Here is a 21710-nt window from a genome sequence, read left to right on the forward strand (position 1 = left end):
AAAATGAGTCAATCACGTAATCAGACAGAGCGCGATATGGGGTATCGTCGCGTCCGGCTGGAGGACATCGCTACCCGCTGTCGCACCTCGCTCAGCACAGTGTCGCGGGCGCTCTCAGGCGAAAAAGGCGTCAGCCATGAGCTGCGTACCCGCATTCAGGAAGTGGCGCGTGCCATGCGCTATACGCCAGCTCAGGAGCTGGGCGGTGCGCGGATCGTACTCGCCATTTCGCAGGTGGCGATGCTGGATTATAACCGCTACCAGTTTAGCTGGTATGTTTTACAGGGGTTGAAGGAGCGGGCAAAGGTGCTGGGCGTGGATCTCACCACGCATCCGCTCAACGATAATGATGACGGCGCTCTGCAGGCGCTACTGGAAGAGCCCGATGTCGGCGGCGTACTGGCGCTGACCGTGGATGACAGCGGCTTTCTGAATACCGTGGTGAACCTGAAAAAACCGGCGGTATTGGTGAATACTGAAGACCCGCTGATGCGCTTGTCCAGCGTACTGCCCTGTAACCGTTCGGCGACCCGCATGGCCTGTGAATACCTGCTGGAGCGCGGCCATCGCGACATTCTGTTTTTGACCCATCCTGGTCGGCGCACGATTGAACAGCGGGAGGATGGCTGGCGTGAAGCGATGCGCTGCCGTCAACTGGTGTGCGACGACTCGCGTATTCTGACGGTCACTGACTGGCTGCCGGAGCTGGCGGAGCAGGCGGTGATCGCGCGTTTTCGTGACAATCCGCGCGAGTGCACCGCGATACTGTGCGCCAATGACTCGCTGGCGCTGGGCGCGATCAACGGCGTGCGGGCTTTAGGGCTGCGCGTGCCGGACGATATCTCGGTGATTGGCATGAACAATCTGCCGCAGGCGGAGTTCGCGACGCCGCCGTTGACCACCGTTCACCTTCCGGTGCAGGAAATTGGCACGCTGGCGCTGGAACTCTTGCAGGATATGATTGCCGGTAGCGTGGAGATCCCCAGACGCGTTGAGCTGGCGTGCGCTATCGTAGAACGTCAGTCAGTAGCCCGCATCGGGTGATGCGGGCAAGAGGAGAGCGAGCGGGTTAGTCGAATTTAGCCCGTTCCATTTTCGGCACCAGCAGCAGATACATCACCGCCCATGCCAGCAGGTAGGCGACGGAGCTGATGGCGAACAGCGCCCAGTAGTTACCGGAGGCTTCAAGCACCGCGCCAATCACCGTCGAGAAGATCACGCTGCCGATCATCCCGAAGGTGCTGCCGATCCCGACGACAGAGCCAACGGCGGCGCTAGGGAACAGGTCAGATACGGAAGTCAGAATATTGGCGGACCAGCCCTGGTGCGCCGCCGCCGCTAACCCGACCAGCGCGACTGCAGCCCACAGATTCTCGACCTGCGTGGCGGCGAAAATCGGCAGTACCAGACAGGCACAGATCAGCATGGTGATTTTACGCGCCCTGGCGGTGCTTACGCCTTTACTCATCAGCTTACCCGGTAACCAGCCCGCGCCCAGACTGCCCACGATGGCGAAGAGATAAATCACAATCAGCGGCAGACCTAAACCTTCCATATTGATACCGCGCGACTCATTGAGCCATTTTGGTAACCAGAAGAGGAAGAACCACCAGATCGGGTCGGTCAGCATTTTACCTAATGCCACGGCCCACAGCTGGCGGTAGCCCAGCAGGTGTGTCCACTTGATCGCGGAAACGCTGACCGTCTCTTCTTTATCCTGGGCAATCCACGCCTGCTCCTCGGCGCTGGCTTTCGCTTTCATCGGACCAAAGGCGATAAACCACGGGATCAGCCACAGGAAGCCAACGGCGCCCAGAATTAAGAACGCGCCGTGCCAGCCGTAATGGACCGCGATAAGCGGGATCAGCGCCGGCGAGATCACCACGCCGATATTGACCGCCACACCAAGAATGCCCGTTGCCAGCGTGCGTTCTTTTTTAGGATGCCACTCGGCAATCACCTTCATCGCCGCCGGGAAGTTAGCTGATTCCCCCAGCCCGAGCAGTATACGCACCAATGCGAAGCCCGCGACCGAACCGACGACGGCATGCGCCATCGCCGCGGCGCTCCAGACCACCATCGCTACCGCATAGCTAATTTTGGTCCCCAGTTTGTCGATAATACGCCCGCACACCAGGGTGCCGACGCCGTAGGCCACGGTGAAGGCGTTGACCAGCCAGCTGTACTCCATCTGCGTCCAGCCGATATCTTTTTGCAGCATCGGGGCCAGCAGGCCGAGGATTTGACGGTCCATATAGTTAACCGTCGTGGCAAACACCAGCATCGAACAGACGACCCAGCGATAGTTGCTTTTCGGTTTCGCCACCTCGCGTGCGGGATTGTGTAGATTGTTCGGATTTACATCACCAGAGGTCTGCCCGGAAGGCACAGACGGTTTGTCGATTTGCGTATCCATTATTATTTTCCTTGCCCGGTCTCTGCCGGGCGTTGGTTACAGAGGAAGTTCACGGCTGCTGCCCATCACGCTCCACTGCTGCGGATCGAGCGTGCGGCCTTCCGCGTCGATGCGTCCATCAGCCAGGAAGCGCACCGTTCCGTACTGCGGATCGTTGACTTCGATACTGCCGTCATCATGCTGCGTCATAGCCAGATGGCTAAAGCGCGCGCTGAAGGTCTCCAGGCTGCTATCGACATGGTCATTGATGCGCACCAGCCAGCAGGTTTGTTGCCCGTTAAGGCGAATTTCACAGCCTCGGGTTGGGCCAGTGGTTACCGTTTCAAACGCCTGGTTACCCATCAGCAGCGCCATCCCGTCGCCGCTCCGCACGGCGGCGCGCTGGCCGTCGATAACAACCTCATCAAACTGACTTTGCGGTAGCCACGCGTGGGTGAAAGGCGGTTGATCCTCATGCAGATTGAAAATCAACACCGCCAGCCCGCGGTACTGTTGAACGCGGGGGAGCGTGCCGCAGCCGCCCCAGTAGGAAGGACGACCAAAACCGCCGTGCAGGGTTTCGCCCGGATGGTTAATCCAGATCTGCGCTTCGGGTTGATGACCCAGACGTAAATGGAACGGCGTCTCCTGGTAGCCCCATTCGCCCCAGCGATAGCCCGCAATGGACCCCATCGCCGCGTGGCGATTTTTGTAGTGATAGAGGCGAGCAATGCGGTTAGCGCCCTGCGCGAAACACCACTCAATGGCGCTCTCTTTTTGCCAGGCGGCAACATCGGCCAGGTCCGCCGGGAGATTGAGCAGGCCATCACGCAGCAGCAGCGCTAACTGCGGCAGCGCGTGGAACCGGCAGCCGTAGTTGCCTTTGCCCCAGAGCAGACGTGAAATCGCCGCCAGTTCCAGAGAACGCCCGGCGCGTAAGGTATGTTCGTAAGAACGTCCCTGCGAGGCGGTGAGGAAACCCTGGTGGGCGGAACGGGCAATCTGCGCGAGCAGGCGCTCGATTGCGGCAATGGCCCGTTGGCTTATCTGCGCGTCGCCCGACAGCGCTGCCAGCGCAGTGAGCCCTTTCAGATCGATCGGGAAGTAGGGTGCAGAGTTCCACTCGGCCATTTCGCACTGTTCAAAGTGATCCAGCCAGCTGATGACGCGGGCTTTACCTGCCGCCGCCTGTTCGCGCCCGCTGCGCCCGGAACGGGTGAAAATGGCGTCCGGGAAAAGGTTACCGGCCAGCAGCGCTGCGGTGTGGAACAGCAGGGCGTGGTTCTCAGAGAAGTACCACTGGACGTCGTTGCCCGGTTCATCCATCCAGTAACGGAAACGCAGAATGGCGTCATCAATGCGCCCGCGCACCGCCGGATCGATATCGTCGCCCCACACCGTGCGGCACCACAGCAGCGGCACAAGCGTAAAGTCGGCGCAATCATGGCAGTCGAGTACCGATGGCAGTACGCCATCCAGCATCTGCTGGGTCTGTTCGTCGTTAAGGCCGCAGGCCAGGCGCGCCAGCGCTTTGACGCTGCTGTATTCGCCTTCATGAGCGACCACGCTAAGCGCTTCAGCGATCCGGGCGTCCTGCATCTGCGGGATCTCGGTCTGACGGTCTGCGTGGCAGATTTCAACGCCTAGCGTGCGGCTTATCTGGAACCCTTCGCGTTGCAGTGTGATGTGGAAATTACGGAAATCCGCCGGGATGGCTTCGCTTTCAGCGATGGCCACCACCGATTCACCGGCGGCCAGTTGGCTGTCGAGTGAGACTGGCTCATCGAGTGAGATAAAGTCGCCAAGCACATTGACGTGCAGGGCATAGTCCGTCGAGGCCGGCTGCGGGAATACCAGCCGGATGGTACCGCGGTTATACACCGGGTGTTCAAAGGAAACGCCGTCCAGCAGCTGTTCCATCTCTTTGACCCGCGCGTCGGCAAGCGGCGTTTCCAGCGCGATGCGCAGCGGTTCACCGGCGAGATAGTTGAGCTGGAAAAAGAAGCGGATATCGCGTTCGGCCAGGTCATCAAACCACAGCTCCAGTTCGTTGATTCCCGCCTGTAGCGTCAGGCTGAACTCACGCTGGTTTTCCAGATTGCGCTGATAATCCGCCATCCACAGCACTTCTTCGCCGTTCAGCTTGAGCACCGCACCGCCGCAGGTTGCGAGGCGGAAACGATACTCACCCGCCTGCGGGCACTCGAGCCGCGTTCTGGCCCACGCGCCGACGCGGGTTGGCCGGAACCAGAAGCCGGACAGATCCACTCTGTCGGAGGCAAACGGGAACCACCAGCGCGAGTAGCTGGCGCTGGCAAACGGCCGTGGCTTTTGCCCGGCAAAGCGCTGGCGAAAATCGTCACGGCAGGGGTAGGTATGCGGAATAAAGTTTTTGTGTTTGCTTAAAAAGAAAAACGGATCCATTTCGCCGGCCATCGGCGAATCCGCGGTGTCATAGCGCAGACTTGTAATATCGGATAGTTGCCAGTAGCGCACGGCGTTACCCGCCGTTAAATTAAAATAACTATATTCAATGCTCATTATTATTTCTCCGGAAGAGAAGTGTTGTGTTTTATTTGTTATCAGTCAGACGCAAACCTTCACTCAGACATAATATGGCTAGCGCCTGCCCATAACCGGTAGGTTGTAATGGAATATCTTTATAAAATTGCAGTGTTCGCCCCATTCGTGTGCCGTAAGAAACATTGTGTACCGTCCCTTCGGCATCAATATTTTCCTGAACAATTGCCAGCGCTTTCATTCCTGCTTGTTGCCACCGCTCATCGCCAATCCCCAGGCGCGCACCTTTTAATAAGCCATAGCCAAAACCCGCGGTCGCAGAAATTTCGGTATAAGAGTCAGGGTGGTCGAGCAGGGTGTGCCATGCGCCGTTTTCCGCCTGTAGGTCAATCAGCGTGTTGACCTGCTTTTTCAGGCACTCAATCAGGTAGGCGCGCACGCCCGCACCCACGTCGGCCAGCTCCAGCAGCTCGAGAATGCCCACGGTGATCCACGCATTGCCGCGCGCCCAACGCGCATTGGCAAAGTTGCTGTTCTCGACAAAGCTCCAGCCGTGGTACCACAACCCGGTTTGCGGATCGTTAAGATAGCGCGCATGCAGCAGGAACTGCCGTACCGCCTCGTCAACCAGCTCCTGACGGCCGGATACCGTGCCGTAGTGCGCGAGGAACAGCACCACCATAAACAGCGTGTCGTCCCAGATCTCCATCTCGTTAATGCCGTCGGACACCACGTGCTGGAAGCCCTGTTCCGGCGTACGTGGCAGTTCCGTCATGACGCGGTTCGCCCAGTTATCCAGCACCTGCTGATAGTGCGGCTGTCGGTGATGAGACCAGAACAGTGAGAGAGGCAGCATCGGCGCGGTGGTATTCACGTTGAGACTCGGCAGCCCTTTTTCGATATTTCCCTGAAACCAGCTGTCGATAATTTGATATAGCTCATCAGACTTCGTGTTTTCCCATAAACGCACCAGCCCAAACAGCCCAACGCCCTGCGGCCATTCCCAGCTGGAGAATGAAATATAATCTCCTGCGCTACCGTCAAGATTGGGCTCATTAAAACGCCCGTTATCTTTTAATTCAGTAAAGCCGCGCAGCAGTAATTCAATATTTTTATTCAGTGAACGCTTTTCCATTTTTTATTCTCAGTCTACGTCTAAAGATGATTTGGCAATAAGAATTAAATCACCTGACATTTCGCATGCGCAATACGAAAAATTTTTGCGTTTGTATTCTGTGAGCATTGCCGATATTTTTCCGGCTGAAGTCGCGGCTTTTTTTGTTGGCCGATAGGGTGGAATTGTCGATAAAACAAGAGGTTGTTGGAACAGCATTTTATTTTGTGGATTGTGACTGCACAAATTTTTTGCGCAGTCAGCAAAAACACCTTACTGCCCGTCTGTCAGCGGGACGCGAATCACTTTTCCGCTGGCGACAAACGTCCCCGCGCCGAGATGATGCAACGTATTGCGCTTATCATCGTCGAACTGCCAGCGACCGGCGACGAACGCCCGCTCATCCGCCGCTGCCGACACCACTTCGCCAAACAGCGTGTCATACTGCGCCGCCGCGGCGGTGGCGGGCAGCAGGCGGCACTCCATCCACGCCAGGCATTTCTCCTCGACCAGCGGCAGGCCCAGGATCGGGCCGTTGATGGCCGGAATACCGTAGGCGTTGAACTTATCCTCGTCGCGCCCGCTGATGCTGCCGACCGCGTAGGTCCAGCTGGCGGCGGCCACGCCCGGCACCACGATGCCAAAGGTACCGTTGCGTTCAATGATCTCCCGCGACCACGCGCTCTTATCCACCACGATGGCAATACGCGGCGGCTCAAATTCCACCGGCATTGACCAGGCGGCGGCCATGATATTGCGACGTTGTGTTTCGGTGTCATAGCTAGTGATCAGAATGGTCGGGCCGTGGTTAAGTAGACGGCTGGCGTGGTGAAGTTCGACGGGGCGAAAACGGCTCATAGAGGTTCCTCTGAGAGTAAAGAGATACGGGTAACACACTAAATCGTGCGAAAGCGTCAGCAATATACAGAATAAAGTGAGACGCTTAACGTTGTACACGCGGGTTCAACCGATCGCACAAAACAATCATTCCTAAGCGTAAAATAGGCTATAAAAGACGGAAACCTCATGCTGGAGCCATTGATGACCCCTTTTTTAAACGCCTATTTTGCTCGTCTGGGTTGGACGGGCACGCCGGATGTCTCGCTCGAGACGCTGCGAACGCTGCATAGCCACCACAACAGCGCGATCCCGTTTGAGAACCTTGATGTTCTGCTGCCGCGCGAGATGCATCTTGACGACCAGGCGCTGGAAGACAAGCTGGTCAACGCCCGTCGCGGCGGCTACTGTTTTGAGCAGAACGGGCTGTTTGAGCGCGTGCTGCGGGAGATTGGCTTCCACGTGCGTAGCCTGCTGGGGCGGGTTGTGCTGGCGCATCCGCCGCAGATGCCGCCGCGTACTCATCGCCTGCTGCTGGTCGAGGTCGACGGCGAGCGCTGGATTGCCGACGTTGGTTTTGGCGGCCAGACGCTGACCGCGCCGATCAAGCTGCTGGCGGATATTGTGCAATCGACCCCGCACGGTGATTACCGTTTGCTGTATGAAAATCAGGAGTGGATCCTGCAATATAGCCATCACGATCACTGGCAGTCGATGTATCACTTTGATTTAGGCCGCCAGTACGCTTCTGACTACGTGATGGGCAACTTCTGGTCGGCGCACTGGCCGCAGTCGCATTTCCGCCATCACCTGCTGATGTGCCGCCATCTACCGGACGGCGGCAAAATGACGCTGACCAACTTCCACTTTACCCACTGGGATAAACACCACGTGGTGGAAAAGATCGATTTCCCGGACGTGCCCACGCTGTACGAAGCGCTGCAAACCCGCTTCGGGCTTGGCGTCAACGACCCGAAATACGGCTTCAGCGTCAGTGAACTGGCGGCGGTGATGGCCGCGTTCGACACCCATCCAGACGCTGGGAAATAACCTGTAGCCCGGCCAGGCGAAGCGCCGCCGGGGTTTAGCATCGTGCTACTTCCCGGCGGCGCTTCGCCTGGCCGGGCTACAAATTTTCAGGGATGAGATAATGGCATTAACACTTCGCGTTTTACTTGAAAACCAACTGGCTCGCGGTGCCGATAGCGGACTAAGGGCCAAAGCGGGATTAAGTTTGTTGCTCAAGGATGACAGTACCTCCATTCTTTTCGACACCGGCCCCGATGACAGCTTCCAGAACAATGCCGTGCGGATGGGAATTTCGCTGGATAACCTCACGGCGACGGTGCTTTCGCACGGTCACTACGACCACTGCGGCGGCGTTCCCTGGCTGCCGGACAACAGTCGCATTATCTGCCACCCAACAATTGGCCGCGAACGCTTTGCCGCTGTGAAGGTTGCGGGGCGCAGCCACAAGCTGAAAAAGCTGTCGCGGGAGATTAATTACGCTCGTCATCGTATGGAATACACCCGCACACCGTTGCAGATTAGCGACCGTTTTATCTGGTCGGGTGAGATTGCCGTCGATAGCCCGAAGGCCTATGGCGTGACCGGCGATAAAACGGATTTCGTTATCGATGAGGGCGTGCTGATTTATCTGTCTGAACGCGGGCTGGTGATCATTACCGGCTGCGGGCACCGTGGGGTCGTTAATATCGTCCGGCACTGCCAGCAGATTACCGGAATCGAGAAGGTTCATGCGATTATCGGCGGCTTTCATCTGCGCTGCGCTTCACCGCGCACGCTCTGGCAGGTCAGGCATTTTCTGCATCAGCTGAAGCCCGATAAAGTCATGGCCTGCCATTGTACCGGGTTGTGGGGCAAGCTGTGGCTGCCGGAGGTTATCTCCCCGGCGACCGGAGATACGTTTGTATTTGAATAGCGATACTTCTGGCGTTGTTCGGTTTAATTTATGAGGAAATAATGCATCTTTTTCTGATTGGTCCGGGCGGTGCAGGAAAAAGTACCGTCGGGGAAAAACTGGCCGTTCGTTTGGGGTATGCGTTTGTCGATCTCGATGCGCAATTTTGTGAGCGCGTAGCGAACATCCGTGAGTACCTTAAATCTGACGGCTATGAAGCCTATCTTGAGCAAAACGCTGCGTTGTTTGACGCGCTGTTGCTTGAGCGGTGCCAGCAGAATGTGGTTTTTGCGCTATCTTCCGGATTTCTTGCCACCGATATTCGTCCGGATATTGTCGAACGCAACCGCCAGCGCGTGCGGGAAAGCGGTCGTTCGATTCTGCTTATGCCATCAAAGGATGTCGATGTCGCGTGTGGCTGCATCGTTACGCGTCAGCTTAAACGCGGATTTGGGCTCATTCGGGATAAAGAAGAGTCCAGGTTCCGCCAGCGATTTCCCGACTATATGGCGCTGGGCGATATCCAGATTTTCGCAATGGGCTCACCGGAAGTCATTGTTCACAACATTATGGTCGCACTGTAGGCGGGCAATTTAAATCTTGTAGGCCTGATAAGCGTAGCGCCATCAGGCAACCCGCTGCACATTGCCGGATGGCGGCCTTGCCTTATCCGGCCTACAGCCCCGGAAAGATAACGAATAGAGCTGCAGGCGTTTACGATCTCAACAGGTTAGTTTAACCCTAAGAAGTGCTGGGCGATTTTGAAGTAGATAATCAGCCCGGTGCCGTCAATCAGCGTCGCGATAAACGGCGCGGAGACCACCGCCGGGTCGATGCCGACCCGCTTGATAACCAGCGGAATGACCGACGAGACCACCGCGCTCCAGAGGGTAACGCACACCAGCGTCAGGCTGACGATAAAGGTGATCTCCGGGCCGATGCCCATCATCCACGCCCGCAGACAGCCCGCCGCGCCTAAGGTGATGGCCACCAGCATCGCCGTCGACATCTCTTTACGTAAAATCCGCCCGAGGTCACGCAGGCCCACCTCGCCCAGCGCCATGGCGCGGACCAGCGTGGAGGTGATCTGCGTTCCGCTGTTGCCTCCGGTGCCGATCAGCAGCGGGATAAAGAAGGCCAGCGCAATCGCCGACTCCAGCGCCTCTTCAAAGTGCTGAATAACGGTGCTGGTATAGGCTTCGGCAATGAATAACAGCAGCAGCCAGACGGCGCGTTTTTTCCACAGCGCCACCGGGCTTATCTCAAGGTACGGCTTTTCAAGCGGCAGGGTGGCTCCCTGACGCTGCGCATCTTCGGTGATTTCGTCCGCCAGCAGCTGGTCTATCTCTTTTTCATTCAGGCAACCGATGAGTTTGCCGTTTTCAATCACCGGTAGCAGGGTCAAATGGTGTTTATCAATTAACCCGGCCGCCACGTCACGGCAATCGTCCGGGCTGACGTGAAACAGGGCGGCGTTCATCAGCTGCGCGATCGGTTGCTGCTCATCGGATGCCTGCAACAGTTTGCGTGTCGATAATATTCCGCGCAGACTATCACCGGAAACCACAAATATGGCGCAGGGGAAACGATCGTCGTTTAATTGGTGTAAGAAAAGCTCGCGGGCCGCTTTTACGTTAAGTTGTTCCGGCAGTGAAATAAAATCTCGTGACATATAGTTTGAGATAATATCACCGGCGGCGTGATGATGAGCGGGGTAGTACGTTACGCTTGCATTAATGTGCGACATTGGATATTCCCTATAGAAACGTTCTTATAGGGCGACAAAAACTGGAAGAGCTGAGAAAAATCCCTACGTCCCGGTTTTAGCACTGAACAACGTATCTGTACGGCCTTGAGCCGTCAGAAGTTATCTTGGCAACACCTTGATTCGATGGATGCCTGTATTTCCCTGTGATGGTCTCTCTCGATACCATCAGGGCGATAACTTGTATTTGTTCAGGAGCCTCGCCATAACAAGATTATTAATTACGATGCGGTGAATTTATATTTCCCGTGTGCTATATGACACCACGGTTAATTCAACGAGCATAATATAGCGCGTTATTACGCATTGTGGTGGTGAAAGATAAAGTGGTTGAGAATAGGTTTAATATTTTGTTTGTGGCGTAAAAAACCCGGCGTCGCGATGCTCGGCCGGGCTACAGGGATTAAAACGGTTATCGGCGTGAGCGCACCACCTGATAACGGCGGGTCAGGTATTCCACCGGTGCGCTCCACACGTGCACCAGACGGGTGAACGGGAACAGCAGGAAGATAGTCATCCCCAGCACCAGGTGCACACGATACACCCACGCCACGCCGTCCAGGTGCGCCGATGCGCCGCCGTGGAAGGTGACCACCGTCTGCGCCCAGTCCACCAGTTTCAGCATTTCGCTGCCGTCGGGATGCTGCGCGGAGAACGGAATGGTGGTCAGGCCCAGGCAGCACTGAATCAGCAGAATGCTGAGGATCAGGATGTCCGCCGTGGATGACGTTGCGCGGATGCGCGGGTTGGTGAGGCGACGGATCAGCAGACCCGCGCCGCCGACCAGCGTCAACACGCCGCATACGCCGCCGAGAATCATGGCCATCAGCTGCTTTTGCGCCATCGGCAGCCACGACTCATACACCCAGTGCGGCGTCAGCATGCCGAAGAAATGGCCGAAGGAGATGCCCAGAATGCCGACGTGGAACAGGTTTGACCATAACACCATGCCGCGCTTGTCGAGCATCTGGCTGGAAGAGGCGCGCCACGTGTACTGACCGTAGTCGTAGCGCAGCCAGCTGCCCAGCAGAAATACCGTGCCGCAGAGGTAAGGGTAGATATCGTAAAAGAAGACGTTAAGGAACTGTATCATTTCGGGCCTCCCGCACGGACGTCCACGTACTGAGGCGCGACGTCCTGGCTAAAGCGTCGTTGATAGCTTTGCAACGGTGAACTGTCGCAAGCGGTGGCGTTATCTTCAATAAATTTCACCTGTTCTTCCTCCCACACGGCATCCAGCGCCTGACGGGTATCGTCACGTGCTTCACCCGCCACCTGTTTTGTGACACTGTCACTTGATAGTGAGGTATTGGCCAGCGCCAGCAGGGTATCGAACAGCTGATACCACGCGGCGTCACGCTGCTTCAGCCGGCCGCCGATAAGCGCCAGAATCGGCGCGACGTTCTGCAAACCTTCCCGCGCCTGCGCGTCGGGCAGAATGCTCAGGTACTCCAGATAGAGCGGCAGATGGTCAGGTAGCTCGCGGCAGTTAAGCTGCAGACCAACCTGTTCATACTGCGACATCAGTTCAACCATCGCCTGGCCGCGATCGCGCGATTCGGCATGAACGTGCTCGAACAGCAGCAGCGAGGTCGCGCGGCCGCGTTCGAAGATTTCGCACCACTCGGCCTGTTTATCCAGCAGCGACACCGCCAGATGCTGCTCGAGGAACGGGCGCAGCGCCGGGGCGTCGCTGTCAATCAGGTCGAAAAGCTCCTGTTTGTTGTCCCAGCTGAGCTCATCGGGATACTCCAGCAGCAGCCCGATGATTTTCAGGATCCGCATTAGTTTTTCTCCCCGATGTTGATGGCGTCGATACGGTGGCTGTTAAACAGGTTGAACTTGGTGTCCGAGCCATGGCAGCCGTCGCCGAAGGTAAAGCCGCAGCCTTTGCTTTCCGGGAAGGCATCTTCCGCCATTTCACGGTGGCTGGTGGGGATCACGAAACGGTCTTCGTAGTTGGCGATCGCCAGGTAGCGGTACATCTCTTCCACCTGTTCCACGCTTAAGCCCACTTCCTCCAGCGCGCGAGTATCGGTAACGCCTTCAACGGTCTGTGAACGTTTGTAGTGGCGCATCGCCATCATCCGTTTCAGCGCGCGCAGTACCGGGCCGGTATCGCCGGCGCTCAGCATGTTCGCCAGATACTGCACCGGAATGCGCAGGCTTTCGACGGCGGGCAGGATGCTGTCGGTTTTCGGCAGGCCGCCCGCATCGGCGACGGACTGAATCGGCGACAGAGGCGGCACGTACCAGACCATCGGCAGGGTGCGGTATTCCGGGTGCAGCGGCAGCGCCAGCTTCCAGTCCATCGCCATTTTGTACACCGGCGAACGCTGGGCGGCGTCGATAGTGTTCTGGGTGATGCCCTGTTTCAGCGCTTCTTCAATCACCGCCGGGTCGTGGGGGTCGAGGAACACGTCGCACTGGCGTTCATACAGGTCGGTCTCTTTCTCGGTGCTGGCCGCTTCTTCAATGCGGTCGGCATCGTACAGCAGCACGCCGAGGTAGCGAATACGGCCTACGCAGGTTTCCGAGCACACGGTCGGCTGGCCGGATTCAATACGCGGGTAGCAGAAGATGCATTTTTCTGATTTTCCGCTTTTCCAGTTGAAGTAGATTTTTTTGTACGGGCAGCCGCTGATGCACATACGCCAGCCGCGGCATTTATCCTGGTCAATCAGCACGATGCCGTCTTCTTCACGCTTATAGATGGCGCCGCTCGGGCAGGTGGCGACGCAGCTCGGATTGAGGCAGTGCTCGCACAGGCGCGGCAGGTACATCATGAAGGTGTTTTCGAACTGGCCGTACATCTCCTTTTGCATTTCCTGGAAGTTATGATCGTGGGCGCGTTTTTCAAATTCGCCGCCCAGCAGCTCCTCCCAGTTCGGGCCCCACTCAATTTTGTTCATCCGCTGGCCGCTAATCAGCGAGCGCGGGCGGGCGGTCGGCAGGTTTTTGCCTTCCGGCGCGTTATGCAGATGCTGATAGTCGTAGGTGAACGGCTCGTAGTAGTCGTCAATGCCCGGGATCAGCGGGTTGGCGAAGATTTTTGCCAGCACGTTAACGCGGCCGCCCATACGCGGAGTCAGCTTGCCGCTAATGCCGCGTACCCAGCCGCCTTGCCATTTTTCCTGATTTTCCCAGTCTTTCGGGAAGCCGATGCCCGGTTTAGTCTCCACGTTGTTAAACCACGCGTACTCCATGCCTTCACGGCTGCTCCAGACGTTCTTACAGGTAACAGAGCAGGTGTGGCAGCCGATGCATTTATCAAGGTTTAAAACCATCCCAACCTGTGAGCGTATCTTCATTTTGACGCCTCCTGTACCTGATCATTGCCTTCATCATCCAGCCAATTAATGTTTTTCATTTTGCGAATCATAATGAATTCATCACGGTTCGAACCGACCGTTCCGTAGTAGTTAAAGCTGTAGGCCAGCTGCGCATAGCCGCCAATCATATGGGTCGGTTTCGGACAGATGCGGGTGACCGAGTTGTGGATCCCGCCGCGCCGCCCGGTGACTTCCGAGCCAGGAATATTCATCAGACGCTCCTGGGCGTGGTACATCATGGTCATGCCCGGCGGGATACGCTGGCTGACCACCGCGCGGGCGGTAAGCGCGCCGTTGGCGTTAAACGCTTCAATCCAATCGTTATCGGCGATACCCAGCTCTTTGGCGTCGGTTTCACTCAGCCAGACGATCGGCCCGCCGCGCGACAGCGTCAGCATCAGCAGGTTTTCGCTATAGGTAGAGTGAATGCACCATTTCTGGTGCGGCGTCAGGAAGTTCAGCGCCTTTTCCGGGAAGCCGTTCGGCGGGATCGCGTTCATGTGGCTGACGCTGCGAGTGTCAATCGGCGGACGGTAGGCCACCAGGCTTTCACCGAAGTCGCGCATCCACGGGTGATCCTGATACAGCGACTGACGCCCGGAGACGGTGCGCCACGGGATCAGCTCGTGGACGTTGGTATAGCCGGCGTTATAGGAGACGTGTTCATCCTCAAGCCCGGACCAGGTGGGGCTGGAGATAATTTTGCGCGGCTGCGCCTGAATATCGCGGAAACGAATTTTCTCGTCTTCTTTGTTGAGCGCCAGATGCGCGTGCTCGCGCCCGGTGAATTCGCTCAGCGCTTCCCAGGCCTTCACCGCCACCTGGCCGTTGGTTTCCGGGGCGAGGGCGAGGATCACCTCGGCGGCGTCGATCGCGGTTTCAATGCATGGACGCCCTTTGGCCGGGCCGCTCAGCTTGACGTAGTTCAGCTTGCCGAGGAAATCGACTTCGGTCTGGGTCTTCCAGCCAATCCCTTTACCGCCGTTGCCAAGCTTGTCCATCAGCGGCCCCAGCGAGGTAAAGCGCTCATAGGTGGCCGGATAGTCGCGCTCTACGGCGATAATGTTCGGCGCGGTTTTGCCCGGGATCAGGTCACATTCGCCTTTACGCCAGTCCTGAATGGCGAACGGCTGTGCCAGCTCGGCCGGGGAGTCGTGCTGCAGCGGTTGCAGCACCACGTCCGTTTCGGTGCCCAGATGGCCCTGACAGATTTCCGAGAACGATTTGGCGATACCTTTGTAGATCTCCCAGTCGCTTTTCGATTCCCAGGCCGGGTCAACGGCGGCGGAAAGCGGGTGGATAAACGGATGCATATCCGAGGTGTTCATATCGTCTTTTTCGTACCAGGTGGCGGTCGGCAGGACGATATCGGAGAACAGGCAGGTGCTGGACATCCGGAAGTCCAGCGTCACCAGCAGGTCGAGCTTGCCCTCCAGCGCGGCGGTCTGCCATTCGACTTCTTCCGGTTTGACGTCATCGGTCGAGCCAAACTCTGCGCTCTGGATACCGCTGTCGGCCCCTAACAGGTACTTCAGCATGTACTCGTGGCCCTTACCGGAGGAGCCCAGCAGGTTAGAACGCCAGATAAACATGTTGCGCGGGTGGTTCTGCCCGCTGTCCGGCTGTTCGCTGGCAAAACGGATATCGCCCGATTTCAGCGCCTGCACCGTGTACTCCTGCGCGGTCATGCCCGCCTCGTCGGCCTTCGCCTTCAGCCCCAGCGGGTTGAGGTTGAGCTGCGGCGCGGACGGCAGCCAGCCCATACGCTCGGCACGAACGTTAAAGTCGATAAGATGGCCGGTGTATTTCGACGGATCGGCCAGCGGCGACAGCAGCTCTCTGGCGGTGAGCTTCTCATAGCGCCACTGGCTGGCGTGGTTGTAGAAGTAGGAGGTGCTGTTCATCTGGCGCGGCGGACGGTTCCAGTCCAGCGCAAAAGCCAGCGGCAGCCAGCCGGTTTGCGGACGCAGCTTCTCCTGGCCGACATAGTGCGCCCAGCCGCCGCCGCTTTTACCGATGCAGCCGCAGAACACCAGCATGTTGATCATGCCGCGGTAGTTCATGTCCATGTGGTACCAGTGGTTGACCCCGGCACCGAGGATAATCATCGACCGGCCGTGGGTTTTATGCGCGGTGTCGGCGAACTCCAGGGCGATTTTTTCGATGTTCTGGCGTGATACGCCGGTGATTTGCTCGCCCCAGGCCGGGGTGTAGGCTTTCACCTCGTCAAAACTTTTGGCCGCCAGATCGTCGTCGAGCCCCCGGTCGAGGCCGTAGTTGGCCAGCGTCAGGTCATAAACGCTGACCACCAGGCGGCGGCTGCCGTCGGCGAAGGTCAGCTCTTTCGCCGGCAGCTTGCGCACCAGAATCGGATCCTGCTTCACGCTACGGAAGTGTGGGTTTTCGTTGCCGCCAAAGTAGGGGAAGGCGACGCCCGCGACGGTATCCCGCGTATCGAGCAGCGACAGCGTCAGTTCGGTCTCGTTACCGGCGGCCAGCGATTCCAGGTTCCATTTGCCTTTTTCACCCCAGCGGAAACCGATCGAGCCGTTTGGCACCACCAGTTCGCCGTTGCTGTTATAGGCGACGGTTTTCCACTCCGGGTTATTGCTTTCGCCAAGGCCGTCCACCAGGTCGGAGGCGCGCAGCATCCTACCTGCGACGTACGAACCATCCTCGCGGCTATCAAGCATCACCAGCATCGGCATGTCGGTATAGCGGCGGCAGTAGTTGATAAAGTAGTCGCTCGGATTATCGAGGTGGAACGCTTTGAGGATCACGTGGCCCATCGCCATTGCCAGCGCGCTGTCGGTACCCTGTTTTGGCGCCAGCCACTGATCGCTCAGCTTGGCGACTTCCGAGAAGTCGGGGGTAATGGCGATGGTTTTGGTGCCTTTGTAGCGCACTTCGGTGAAGAAGTGCGCGTCCGGGGTACGGGTTTGCGGGACGTTAGAGCCCCAGGCGATGATGTAGCTGGAGTTATACCAGTCGGCGGATTCCGGTACGTCGGTCTGCTCGCCCCAGGTCATCGGCGACGCCGGCGGCAGGTCGCAGTACCAGTCGTAGAAGCTCAGGCAGGTGCCGCCAATCAATGACAGATAGCGCGTGCCCGCCGCATAAGAGACCATCGACATCGCCGGAATGGGCGAGAAGCCCGCCACCCGGTCGGGGCCGTAGTTTTTAATCGTCCAGACGTTGGCGGCGGCAATCAGCTGGTTCAGCTCTTTCCACGACGAGCGAACAAAGCCGCCTTTACCGCGCGCTTCTTTGTAGCGTCGGGTTTTTTCCGGGCTCTGCATAATGCTGTCCCAGGCCAGCACCGGATCGGTCTGCTGCGTCAGCGCTTCGCGCCACAGTTCAATCAGCTTTTTACGCGCCAGCGGGTATTTCAGACGGTTGGCGCTGTACAGATACCAGGAGTAGCTGGCGCCGCGCGGGCAGCCGCGGGGCTCGTGGTTGGGCAGGTCGGGGCGGGTGCGCGGATAGTCGGTTTGCTGGGTTTCCCAGGTTACCAGCCCGTTTTTGACATAAATCTTCCAGCTACATGAGCCTGTACAGTTAACCCCGTGCGTCGAACGGACGATTTTGTCGAACTGCCAGCGCTGGCGGTAGCTATCTTCCCAGTCACGGTTATTGTCATAGACCTGTCCATGACCATTGGCAAAAGTCTCGCCTTTCTGCTTAAAGTAGCGAAAGCGATCCAGTAGTTTGCTCATGACATTTTCTCCTGACGGGGGATTGCGCCCCCGTGGTTACACTGCTCACATTTTTATGTTTATTTGGTGGTCGATTTGCGGCCGTAAACCAGCCACGTGACCAATACGCAGACAACGTAAAAGACAAAGAACACTTTCATCGCGCCAACCGGAGAGCCGGTCATGGCGAGCGAGGTGCCGAACGCTTTCGGGATAAAGAAGCCGCCGATCGCGCCAATCGCGGAGATAAAGCCCAGCGCCGCCGCGGTATCGGTTACCGCTTCGTGCTGTGCTTGTTCATCGGTACCGCCGCGCTTTTTCACGCTGTCGATAGTGATCTGACGGAAGATGACGGCAATCATCTGGAAGGTAGAGCCGCTGCCCAGACCGGCGGTGAGGAACAGCCCCATAAACACCACGTAGAAGGCGAGGAAGCTGCCGGAACCGCTGCCCGGTAAGGTCAGGAACAGCAGGCCGGTAAACAGCGCCATCAGAATGAAGTTAACCAGCGTCACCTTCACTCCGCCCAGACGGTCGGAGATTACGCCGCCAAACGAACGCGCCAGCGCGCCGATAAACGGCCCGAAGAACGCCAGCTTGAGGATGTTCACGTCCGGGAACTGGGTTTTTGCCAGCATGGCGAACCCTGCCGAGAAGCCGATAAAGGAGCCGAAGGTGGCAAGATAGAGCAGGCTCAGCAGCCACATGTGAGGGCGTTTGAGCACCGGGAGCTGATCGCGCACCGAGGCCTTAGAGCTGGCAATGTCGTTCATGCCGAACCAGGCGGCGATGGTGGCAACGATCAGCAGCGGCACCCAGATAATCGCGGCGTTGCTCAGGGCGAGCGTAGAGCCATCTTCCTGAGTGACGCCGTGGACGCCGATAAAGGCGAACATCGGCAGGAAAATCACCGCCGGGGCCACCATTTGCATCACGCTGACGCCGAGGTTACCCAGCCCGCCGTTAACGCCCAGCGCGCTGCCCTGTTTGGCTTTCGGGAAGAAGAAGCTGATGTTGCCCATGCTGGACGCAAAGTTGGCACCGGCAAACCCGCACAGCAGCGCGATAGTGATAAATACCCAGAATGGAGTATTTGTATCCTGAATCGCAATGCCTAACCAGATGCAAGGAACCACCAGAATAACCGTGCTTAATACCGTCCAGTAACGTCCGCCAAATATAGGTACCATAAAGGAGTAGGGCACGCGCAAAATAGCACCTGAAAGGGAGGGTAGCGCGGTTAATAAGAAGAGCTGATCGGTGGTGAAATTAAAACCAACTTTATTGAGATTGACCGCAACAGCGCTAAATAACATCCAGACGCAGAAGGCGAGCAATAAACAGGCAACGGAAATCCACAGGTTGCGCCTTGCAATTGATTTTCCTTTATTTTCCCAGAAGGCGGGATTTTCAGGTTTCCAGTCTTTTAAAAGATAATGATTATCTTTCTCATTATTTGCCATAATACCCTCGAGAGACGCGTCATAAAAAAGAAACAAAGGAAAAACAGCGAAGTATGTAGGGGGGAATTATTATTGCCTGGCCGTTTTATCTCTTTACCGTTGAAGAATAGATAAAAAAAGCGCGTTGTAAGATAACGCGCTGTGAATAAAACGTTGTTAATTGTTACTAAATGTAAATTAAGCGGGGTTGAGCTCTAGCGAAATATAATGTTGTATATAGCGAGCAAAAATTTCGTCGCTTATTTCCGTCATCCCTAGTGCATAAATTCCATCCAGTCCACACACCAGCGCAATTAATCGCCAGGCAATATTTTCCGCGCTATCTATTGGTCTGAATTCATTTGCTTCTGTGCCTTGCAAAATCAGCGAGACGGTTTCCTTATGCCACATATCCATAGTCAACAGGTAGGCGCCTCTAATATCACTGTCGCTGTCCGCCAGCAGCTGCGCCTCCCGGCACAGACGTACGTAGGGTTCAAGGCGGCCGTCGTCGCTGCCGAGCATTGAAAAGAGGCGGTCGTGCCAGCTGGCGTCATTGGCCACCAGCGGCATATCGAGCATTTCACGAATCAGCCTGACGAAGGCGAGGGATTTCAGCTCGCCAATTGAGGTGAAGTGGTGGTGTACCTGTCCGCTGGAGACTCCGGCGACGCTGGCGATATGACGAACGGTCATGGCGCTAAAGCCGCCGCTCAGCGCGACCTTCATGGCGGTTTTAAGGATCTCTTCTCGCCGTTCTTCTCGGGTTAAATAGTTCATTTTTCTTCGTTTAAGTAGGGTTTATCCCACAATAACAAAAAATTGGACATGCGTTCAACAATCCGGCAGGATCTTGTTCCTGGACGCATGTCCAACAATACATAATGAGTTGAGGAACAATAAAATGTCACGCCAATGGTTAACGCTCATGGCGATTTTGATGGTCTATATCCCGGTGGCGATTGATGCCACCGTGCTGCACGTGGCCGCGCCGACGCTGAGCGTCGAGCTGGGTACCAGCGGCAATGAGCTACTGTGGATCATTGATATCTATTCACTGGTCATGGCCGGGATGGTGCTGCCGATGGGCGCGCTGGGCGACAAAATCGGTTTTAAACGCCTGCTGCTGCTCGGCAGCGGGATCTTTGGTCTGGCATCGCTGGCGGCGGCATTTTCGCCGACCGCAATAACGCTGATTGCCTCCCGCGCGCTGCTGGCCATCGGTGCGGCGATGATTGTCCCGGCGACGCTAGCCGGGATCCGCACCACCTTTGCGCAAGCGCGTCACCGTAATATGGCGCTTGGGCTGTGGGCGGCCGTCGGCTCCGGTGGTGCAGCGTTTGGCCCGCTGGTGGGCGGAATGCTGCTTGAACACTTCTATTGGGGCTCGGTATTCCTGATCAACGTGCCGATTGTGCTGGTGGTCATCGCCATTAATGCCAGAGTGGTTCCCCGTCAGCCAGCACGGCGGGAACAGCCGCTCAACCTGTTTCAGGCGCTGGTGCTGATTGCCGCTATTCTGATGCTGGTGTTTAGCGCCAAATCAGCGCTGAAAGGGCAGATTGCGCTGTGGCTGGTGTCGATGGTGGCGCTCGGCGGTGCTGCTATGCTGTACTGGTTTGTGCGTAAACAGCTCTCGGCTGCGCGTCCCATGGTCGATATGCGTCTCTTTACTCATCGCATCATCTTAAGCGGGGTGATGATGGCAATGACGGCGCTGATTACCCTGGTGGGCTTTGAACTGCTGATGGCGCAGGAGCTGCAGTTTGTGCACGGCAAAACGCCGTTTGAAGCCGGGCTCTTTATGCTGCCGCTGATGGTGGCGAGCGGCTTTAGCGGCCCCATTGCCGGGATGCTGGTATCGAAGCTTGGGCTGCGTGAGGTGGCGACCGGTGGAATGCTTCTCAGCGCGCTGAGCTTCCTGGGCCTGTCTATGACCGATTTCAGCACCCACCCGTGGCAGGCATGGGGGCTGATGACGCTGCTGGGCTTTAGCGTTGCCAGCGCGCTGCTCGCCTCCAGTTCGGCGATTATGGCGGCGGCGCCTAAAGAGAAAGCGGCAGCGGCGGGCGCCATTGAAACCATGGCCTACGAGTTGGGCGCGGGGTTGGGCATTGCGCTATTTGGTCTGATTCTGACCCGCAGCTATACCTCGTCGATTGTACTGCCCGCAGGGATTGACGGTGCGGCTGCGGAGCTGGCTGCCTCTTCAATTAGCGAAGCGATCAAGCTGGCGCAGTCGATGCCCGCCATTCCGGCGGAAGGTCTGATTGCGGCGGCGAAAATGGCGTTTATCAATTCGCATAGCATCGTGCTGGCGACCGCTGGCGTGCTGCTTCTGCTGCTGGCCGCGGGGATCTGGCGCAGTCTGGCTAAGATCCCAGACCCGGTTTAATGCCCCGTAACGCCATGGTGTCTTTCTCTGTGGCTATGTACATTATTGAACAGTTAAACTACAATTGTGATTAAATGTACGCGCCGGAATTTCCGGAGTGTCGCGAAATTACGCACGGGAGGGCATATGGCCACAGTACAAGAAAGCCATGTAAACGGTAACGTTGACACCAGCAAGGCGCTGCCGGTGGTGTTCCGGATCCTGGAAAAATGGCACTGCAACACAGATGAACAGCTTCGGCTTCTGGGTATTAGTTCACGTTCAACATTGAACAAATACAAAGAGTCGAAGGGC

17 protein-coding genes and 1 riboswitch are annotated in these 21710 nt (G+C 57.2%); of the genes, 6 read left to right on the forward strand and 11 right to left on the reverse strand.

Features of this window, described 5'->3' with window-relative positions; all coding sequences use genetic code 11:
- Positions 1–3 precede the first annotated feature (3 nt).
- Entirely contained in the window at positions 4–1044 is a 1041-nt protein-coding gene (locus ACK5JN_RS09150; protein ID WP_416869877.1) for a LacI family DNA-binding transcriptional regulator, read from the forward strand.
- Positions 1045–1069: 25 nt separating this feature from the next.
- Here ACK5JN_RS09150 and ACK5JN_RS09155 read toward each other — a convergent pair whose 3' ends face one another.
- The 4 genes from ACK5JN_RS09155 to ACK5JN_RS09170 form a co-directional block, all read right to left on the reverse strand.
- Entirely contained in the window at positions 1070–2416 is a 1347-nt protein-coding gene (locus ACK5JN_RS09155) for an MFS transporter (RefSeq protein WP_416869878.1), read from the reverse strand.
- A 36-nt stretch (positions 2417–2452) separates the two neighbouring features.
- Positions 2453–4936: a hypothetical protein gene (locus ACK5JN_RS09160; protein WP_416869879.1), complete on the reverse strand. Its 2484-nt coding sequence runs from the start codon at positions 4934–4936 to the stop codon at positions 2453–2455.
- A 31-nt stretch (positions 4937–4967) separates the two neighbouring features.
- Entirely contained in the window at positions 4968–6050 is a 1083-nt protein-coding gene (locus ACK5JN_RS09165; protein WP_416869880.1) for a glycoside hydrolase family 88/105 protein, read from the reverse strand.
- Between the two features lie 252 nt (positions 6051–6302).
- Positions 6303–6887 carry a flavin reductase family protein gene (locus tag ACK5JN_RS09170; RefSeq protein WP_416869881.1) on the reverse strand — a complete coding sequence of 195 codons (585 nt, stop codon included), beginning with the start codon at positions 6885–6887 and terminating at the stop codon, positions 6303–6305.
- Positions 6888–7070: 183 nt separating this feature from the next.
- On the opposite strand from ACK5JN_RS09170, the gene nhoA reads away from it, so the two are divergent.
- The 3 genes from nhoA to ACK5JN_RS09185 all read left to right on the forward strand — a co-directional run bounded on the left by nhoA (position 7071) and on the right by ACK5JN_RS09185 (position 9371).
- Entirely contained in the window at positions 7071–7916 is an 846-nt protein-coding gene (gene nhoA, locus ACK5JN_RS09175) for an N-hydroxyarylamine O-acetyltransferase (protein WP_416869882.1), read from the forward strand.
- A 100-nt stretch (positions 7917–8016) separates the two neighbouring features.
- Positions 8017–8808 carry an MBL fold metallo-hydrolase gene (locus ACK5JN_RS09180; protein WP_416869883.1) on the forward strand — a complete coding sequence of 264 codons (792 nt, stop codon included), beginning with the start codon at positions 8017–8019 and terminating at the stop codon, positions 8806–8808.
- Positions 8809–8849: 41 nt separating this feature from the next.
- A complete protein-coding gene (locus ACK5JN_RS09185) occupies positions 8850–9371 on the forward strand; it encodes a shikimate kinase (RefSeq protein ID WP_416869884.1) in 522 nt (173 codons plus the stop codon).
- A gap of 146 nt (positions 9372–9517) precedes the next feature.
- Here the strand turns inward: ACK5JN_RS09185 and ACK5JN_RS09190 are convergent, their stop codons facing one another.
- The 7 genes from ACK5JN_RS09190 to ACK5JN_RS09220 form a co-directional block, all read right to left on the reverse strand.
- Positions 9518–10534, reverse strand: a complete 1017-nt coding sequence (locus ACK5JN_RS09190) for a magnesium transporter (RefSeq protein WP_416869885.1) — start codon at positions 10532–10534, stop codon at positions 9518–9520.
- Positions 10535–10588: 54 nt separating this feature from the next.
- Positions 10589–10772: riboswitch (M-box (ykoK) riboswitch) on the reverse strand.
- 192 nt (positions 10773–10964) lie between these two features.
- Positions 10965–11645 carry a respiratory nitrate reductase subunit gamma gene (gene narI / locus ACK5JN_RS09195; protein ID WP_416869886.1) on the reverse strand — a complete coding sequence of 227 codons (681 nt, stop codon included), beginning with the start codon at positions 11643–11645 and terminating at the stop codon, positions 10965–10967.
- A complete protein-coding gene (gene narW / locus ACK5JN_RS09200; protein ID WP_416869887.1) occupies positions 11642–12337 on the reverse strand; it encodes a nitrate reductase molybdenum cofactor assembly chaperone in 696 nt (231 codons plus the stop codon). The genes narI and narW overlap by 4 nt, the downstream gene beginning before the upstream one ends.
- Positions 12337–13863 (reverse strand): nitrate reductase subunit beta, encoded by a 1527-nt coding sequence (gene narH / locus ACK5JN_RS09205; RefSeq protein WP_416869888.1) that lies wholly within the window; start codon positions 13861–13863, stop codon positions 12337–12339. The genes narW and narH overlap by 1 nt, the downstream gene beginning before the upstream one ends.
- Positions 13860–17600, reverse strand: coding sequence for a nitrate reductase subunit alpha (locus ACK5JN_RS09210; protein WP_416869889.1), 3741 nt, complete (start codon positions 17598–17600; stop codon positions 13860–13862). The genes narH and ACK5JN_RS09210 overlap by 4 nt, the downstream gene beginning before the upstream one ends.
- 59 nt (positions 17601–17659) lie before the next feature.
- The gene (locus tag ACK5JN_RS09215) at positions 17660–19042 is read right to left on the reverse strand and encodes a NarK family nitrate/nitrite MFS transporter (protein ID WP_416869890.1); all 1383 of its coding nucleotides are present in this window, start codon (positions 19040–19042) and stop codon (positions 17660–17662) included.
- A 177-nt stretch (positions 19043–19219) separates the two neighbouring features.
- Positions 19220–19801, reverse strand: a complete 582-nt coding sequence (locus tag ACK5JN_RS09220) for a TetR family transcriptional regulator (RefSeq protein WP_416869891.1) — start codon at positions 19799–19801, stop codon at positions 19220–19222.
- A gap of 124 nt (positions 19802–19925) precedes the next feature.
- Between ACK5JN_RS09220 and ACK5JN_RS09225 the strand changes: the two genes are divergently transcribed.
- Positions 19926–21416, forward strand: a complete 1491-nt coding sequence (locus tag ACK5JN_RS09225; RefSeq protein ID WP_416869892.1) for an MFS transporter — start codon at positions 19926–19928, stop codon at positions 21414–21416.
- A 126-nt stretch (positions 21417–21542) separates the two neighbouring features.
- Positions 21543–21710: antitoxin Xre-like helix-turn-helix domain-containing protein (locus ACK5JN_RS09230; RefSeq protein WP_416869900.1), on the forward strand; the 168-nt coding region annotated here is incomplete at its 3' end.

Origin of the sequence: Kluyvera sp. (genome assembly GCF_047971185.1) — a bacterium.
Lineage (GTDB): Bacteria > Pseudomonadota > Gammaproteobacteria > Enterobacterales > Enterobacteriaceae > Kluyvera.

Excerpts from the sequence above, each read along its gene's own strand:
- ACK5JN_RS09165 (WP_416869880.1), bottom strand. The coding sequence starts at position 6,050 with ATGGAAAAGCGTTCACTGAATAAAAATATTGAATTACTGCTGCGCGGC.
- ACK5JN_RS09160 (WP_416869879.1), bottom strand. The coding sequence starts at position 4,936 with ATGAGCATTGAATATAGTTATTTTAATTTAACGGCGGGTAACGCCGTG.
- ACK5JN_RS09170 (WP_416869881.1), bottom strand. The coding sequence starts at position 6,887 with ATGAGCCGTTTTCGCCCCGTCGAACTTCACCACGCCAGCCGTCTACTT.
- ACK5JN_RS09180 (WP_416869883.1), top strand. The coding sequence starts at position 8,017 with ATGGCATTAACACTTCGCGTTTTACTTGAAAACCAACTGGCTCGCGGT.
- narH (WP_416869888.1), bottom strand. The coding sequence starts at position 13,863 with ATGAAGATACGCTCACAGGTTGGGATGGTTTTAAACCTTGATAAATGC.
- ACK5JN_RS09155 (WP_416869878.1), bottom strand. The coding sequence starts at position 2,416 with ATGGATACGCAAATCGACAAACCGTCTGTGCCTTCCGGGCAGACCTCT.
- ACK5JN_RS09150 (WP_416869877.1), top strand. The coding sequence starts at position 4 with ATGAGTCAATCACGTAATCAGACAGAGCGCGATATGGGGTATCGTCGC.
- ACK5JN_RS09215 (WP_416869890.1), bottom strand. The coding sequence starts at position 19,042 with ATGGCAAATAATGAGAAAGATAATCATTATCTTTTAAAAGACTGGAAA.
- nhoA (WP_416869882.1), top strand. The coding sequence starts at position 7,071 with ATGACCCCTTTTTTAAACGCCTATTTTGCTCGTCTGGGTTGGACGGGC.
- ACK5JN_RS09185 (WP_416869884.1), top strand. The coding sequence starts at position 8,850 with ATGCATCTTTTTCTGATTGGTCCGGGCGGTGCAGGAAAAAGTACCGTC.
- ACK5JN_RS09225 (WP_416869892.1), top strand. The coding sequence starts at position 19,926 with ATGTCACGCCAATGGTTAACGCTCATGGCGATTTTGATGGTCTATATC.
- ACK5JN_RS09190 (WP_416869885.1), bottom strand. The coding sequence starts at position 10,534 with ATGTCGCACATTAATGCAAGCGTAACGTACTACCCCGCTCATCATCAC.
- narI (WP_416869886.1), bottom strand. The coding sequence starts at position 11,645 with ATGATACAGTTCCTTAACGTCTTCTTTTACGATATCTACCCTTACCTC.
- ACK5JN_RS09210 (WP_416869889.1), bottom strand. The coding sequence starts at position 17,600 with ATGAGCAAACTACTGGATCGCTTTCGCTACTTTAAGCAGAAAGGCGAG.
- narW (WP_416869887.1), bottom strand. The coding sequence starts at position 12,337 with ATGCGGATCCTGAAAATCATCGGGCTGCTGCTGGAGTATCCCGATGAG.
- ACK5JN_RS09220 (WP_416869891.1), bottom strand. The coding sequence starts at position 19,801 with ATGAACTATTTAACCCGAGAAGAACGGCGAGAAGAGATCCTTAAAACC.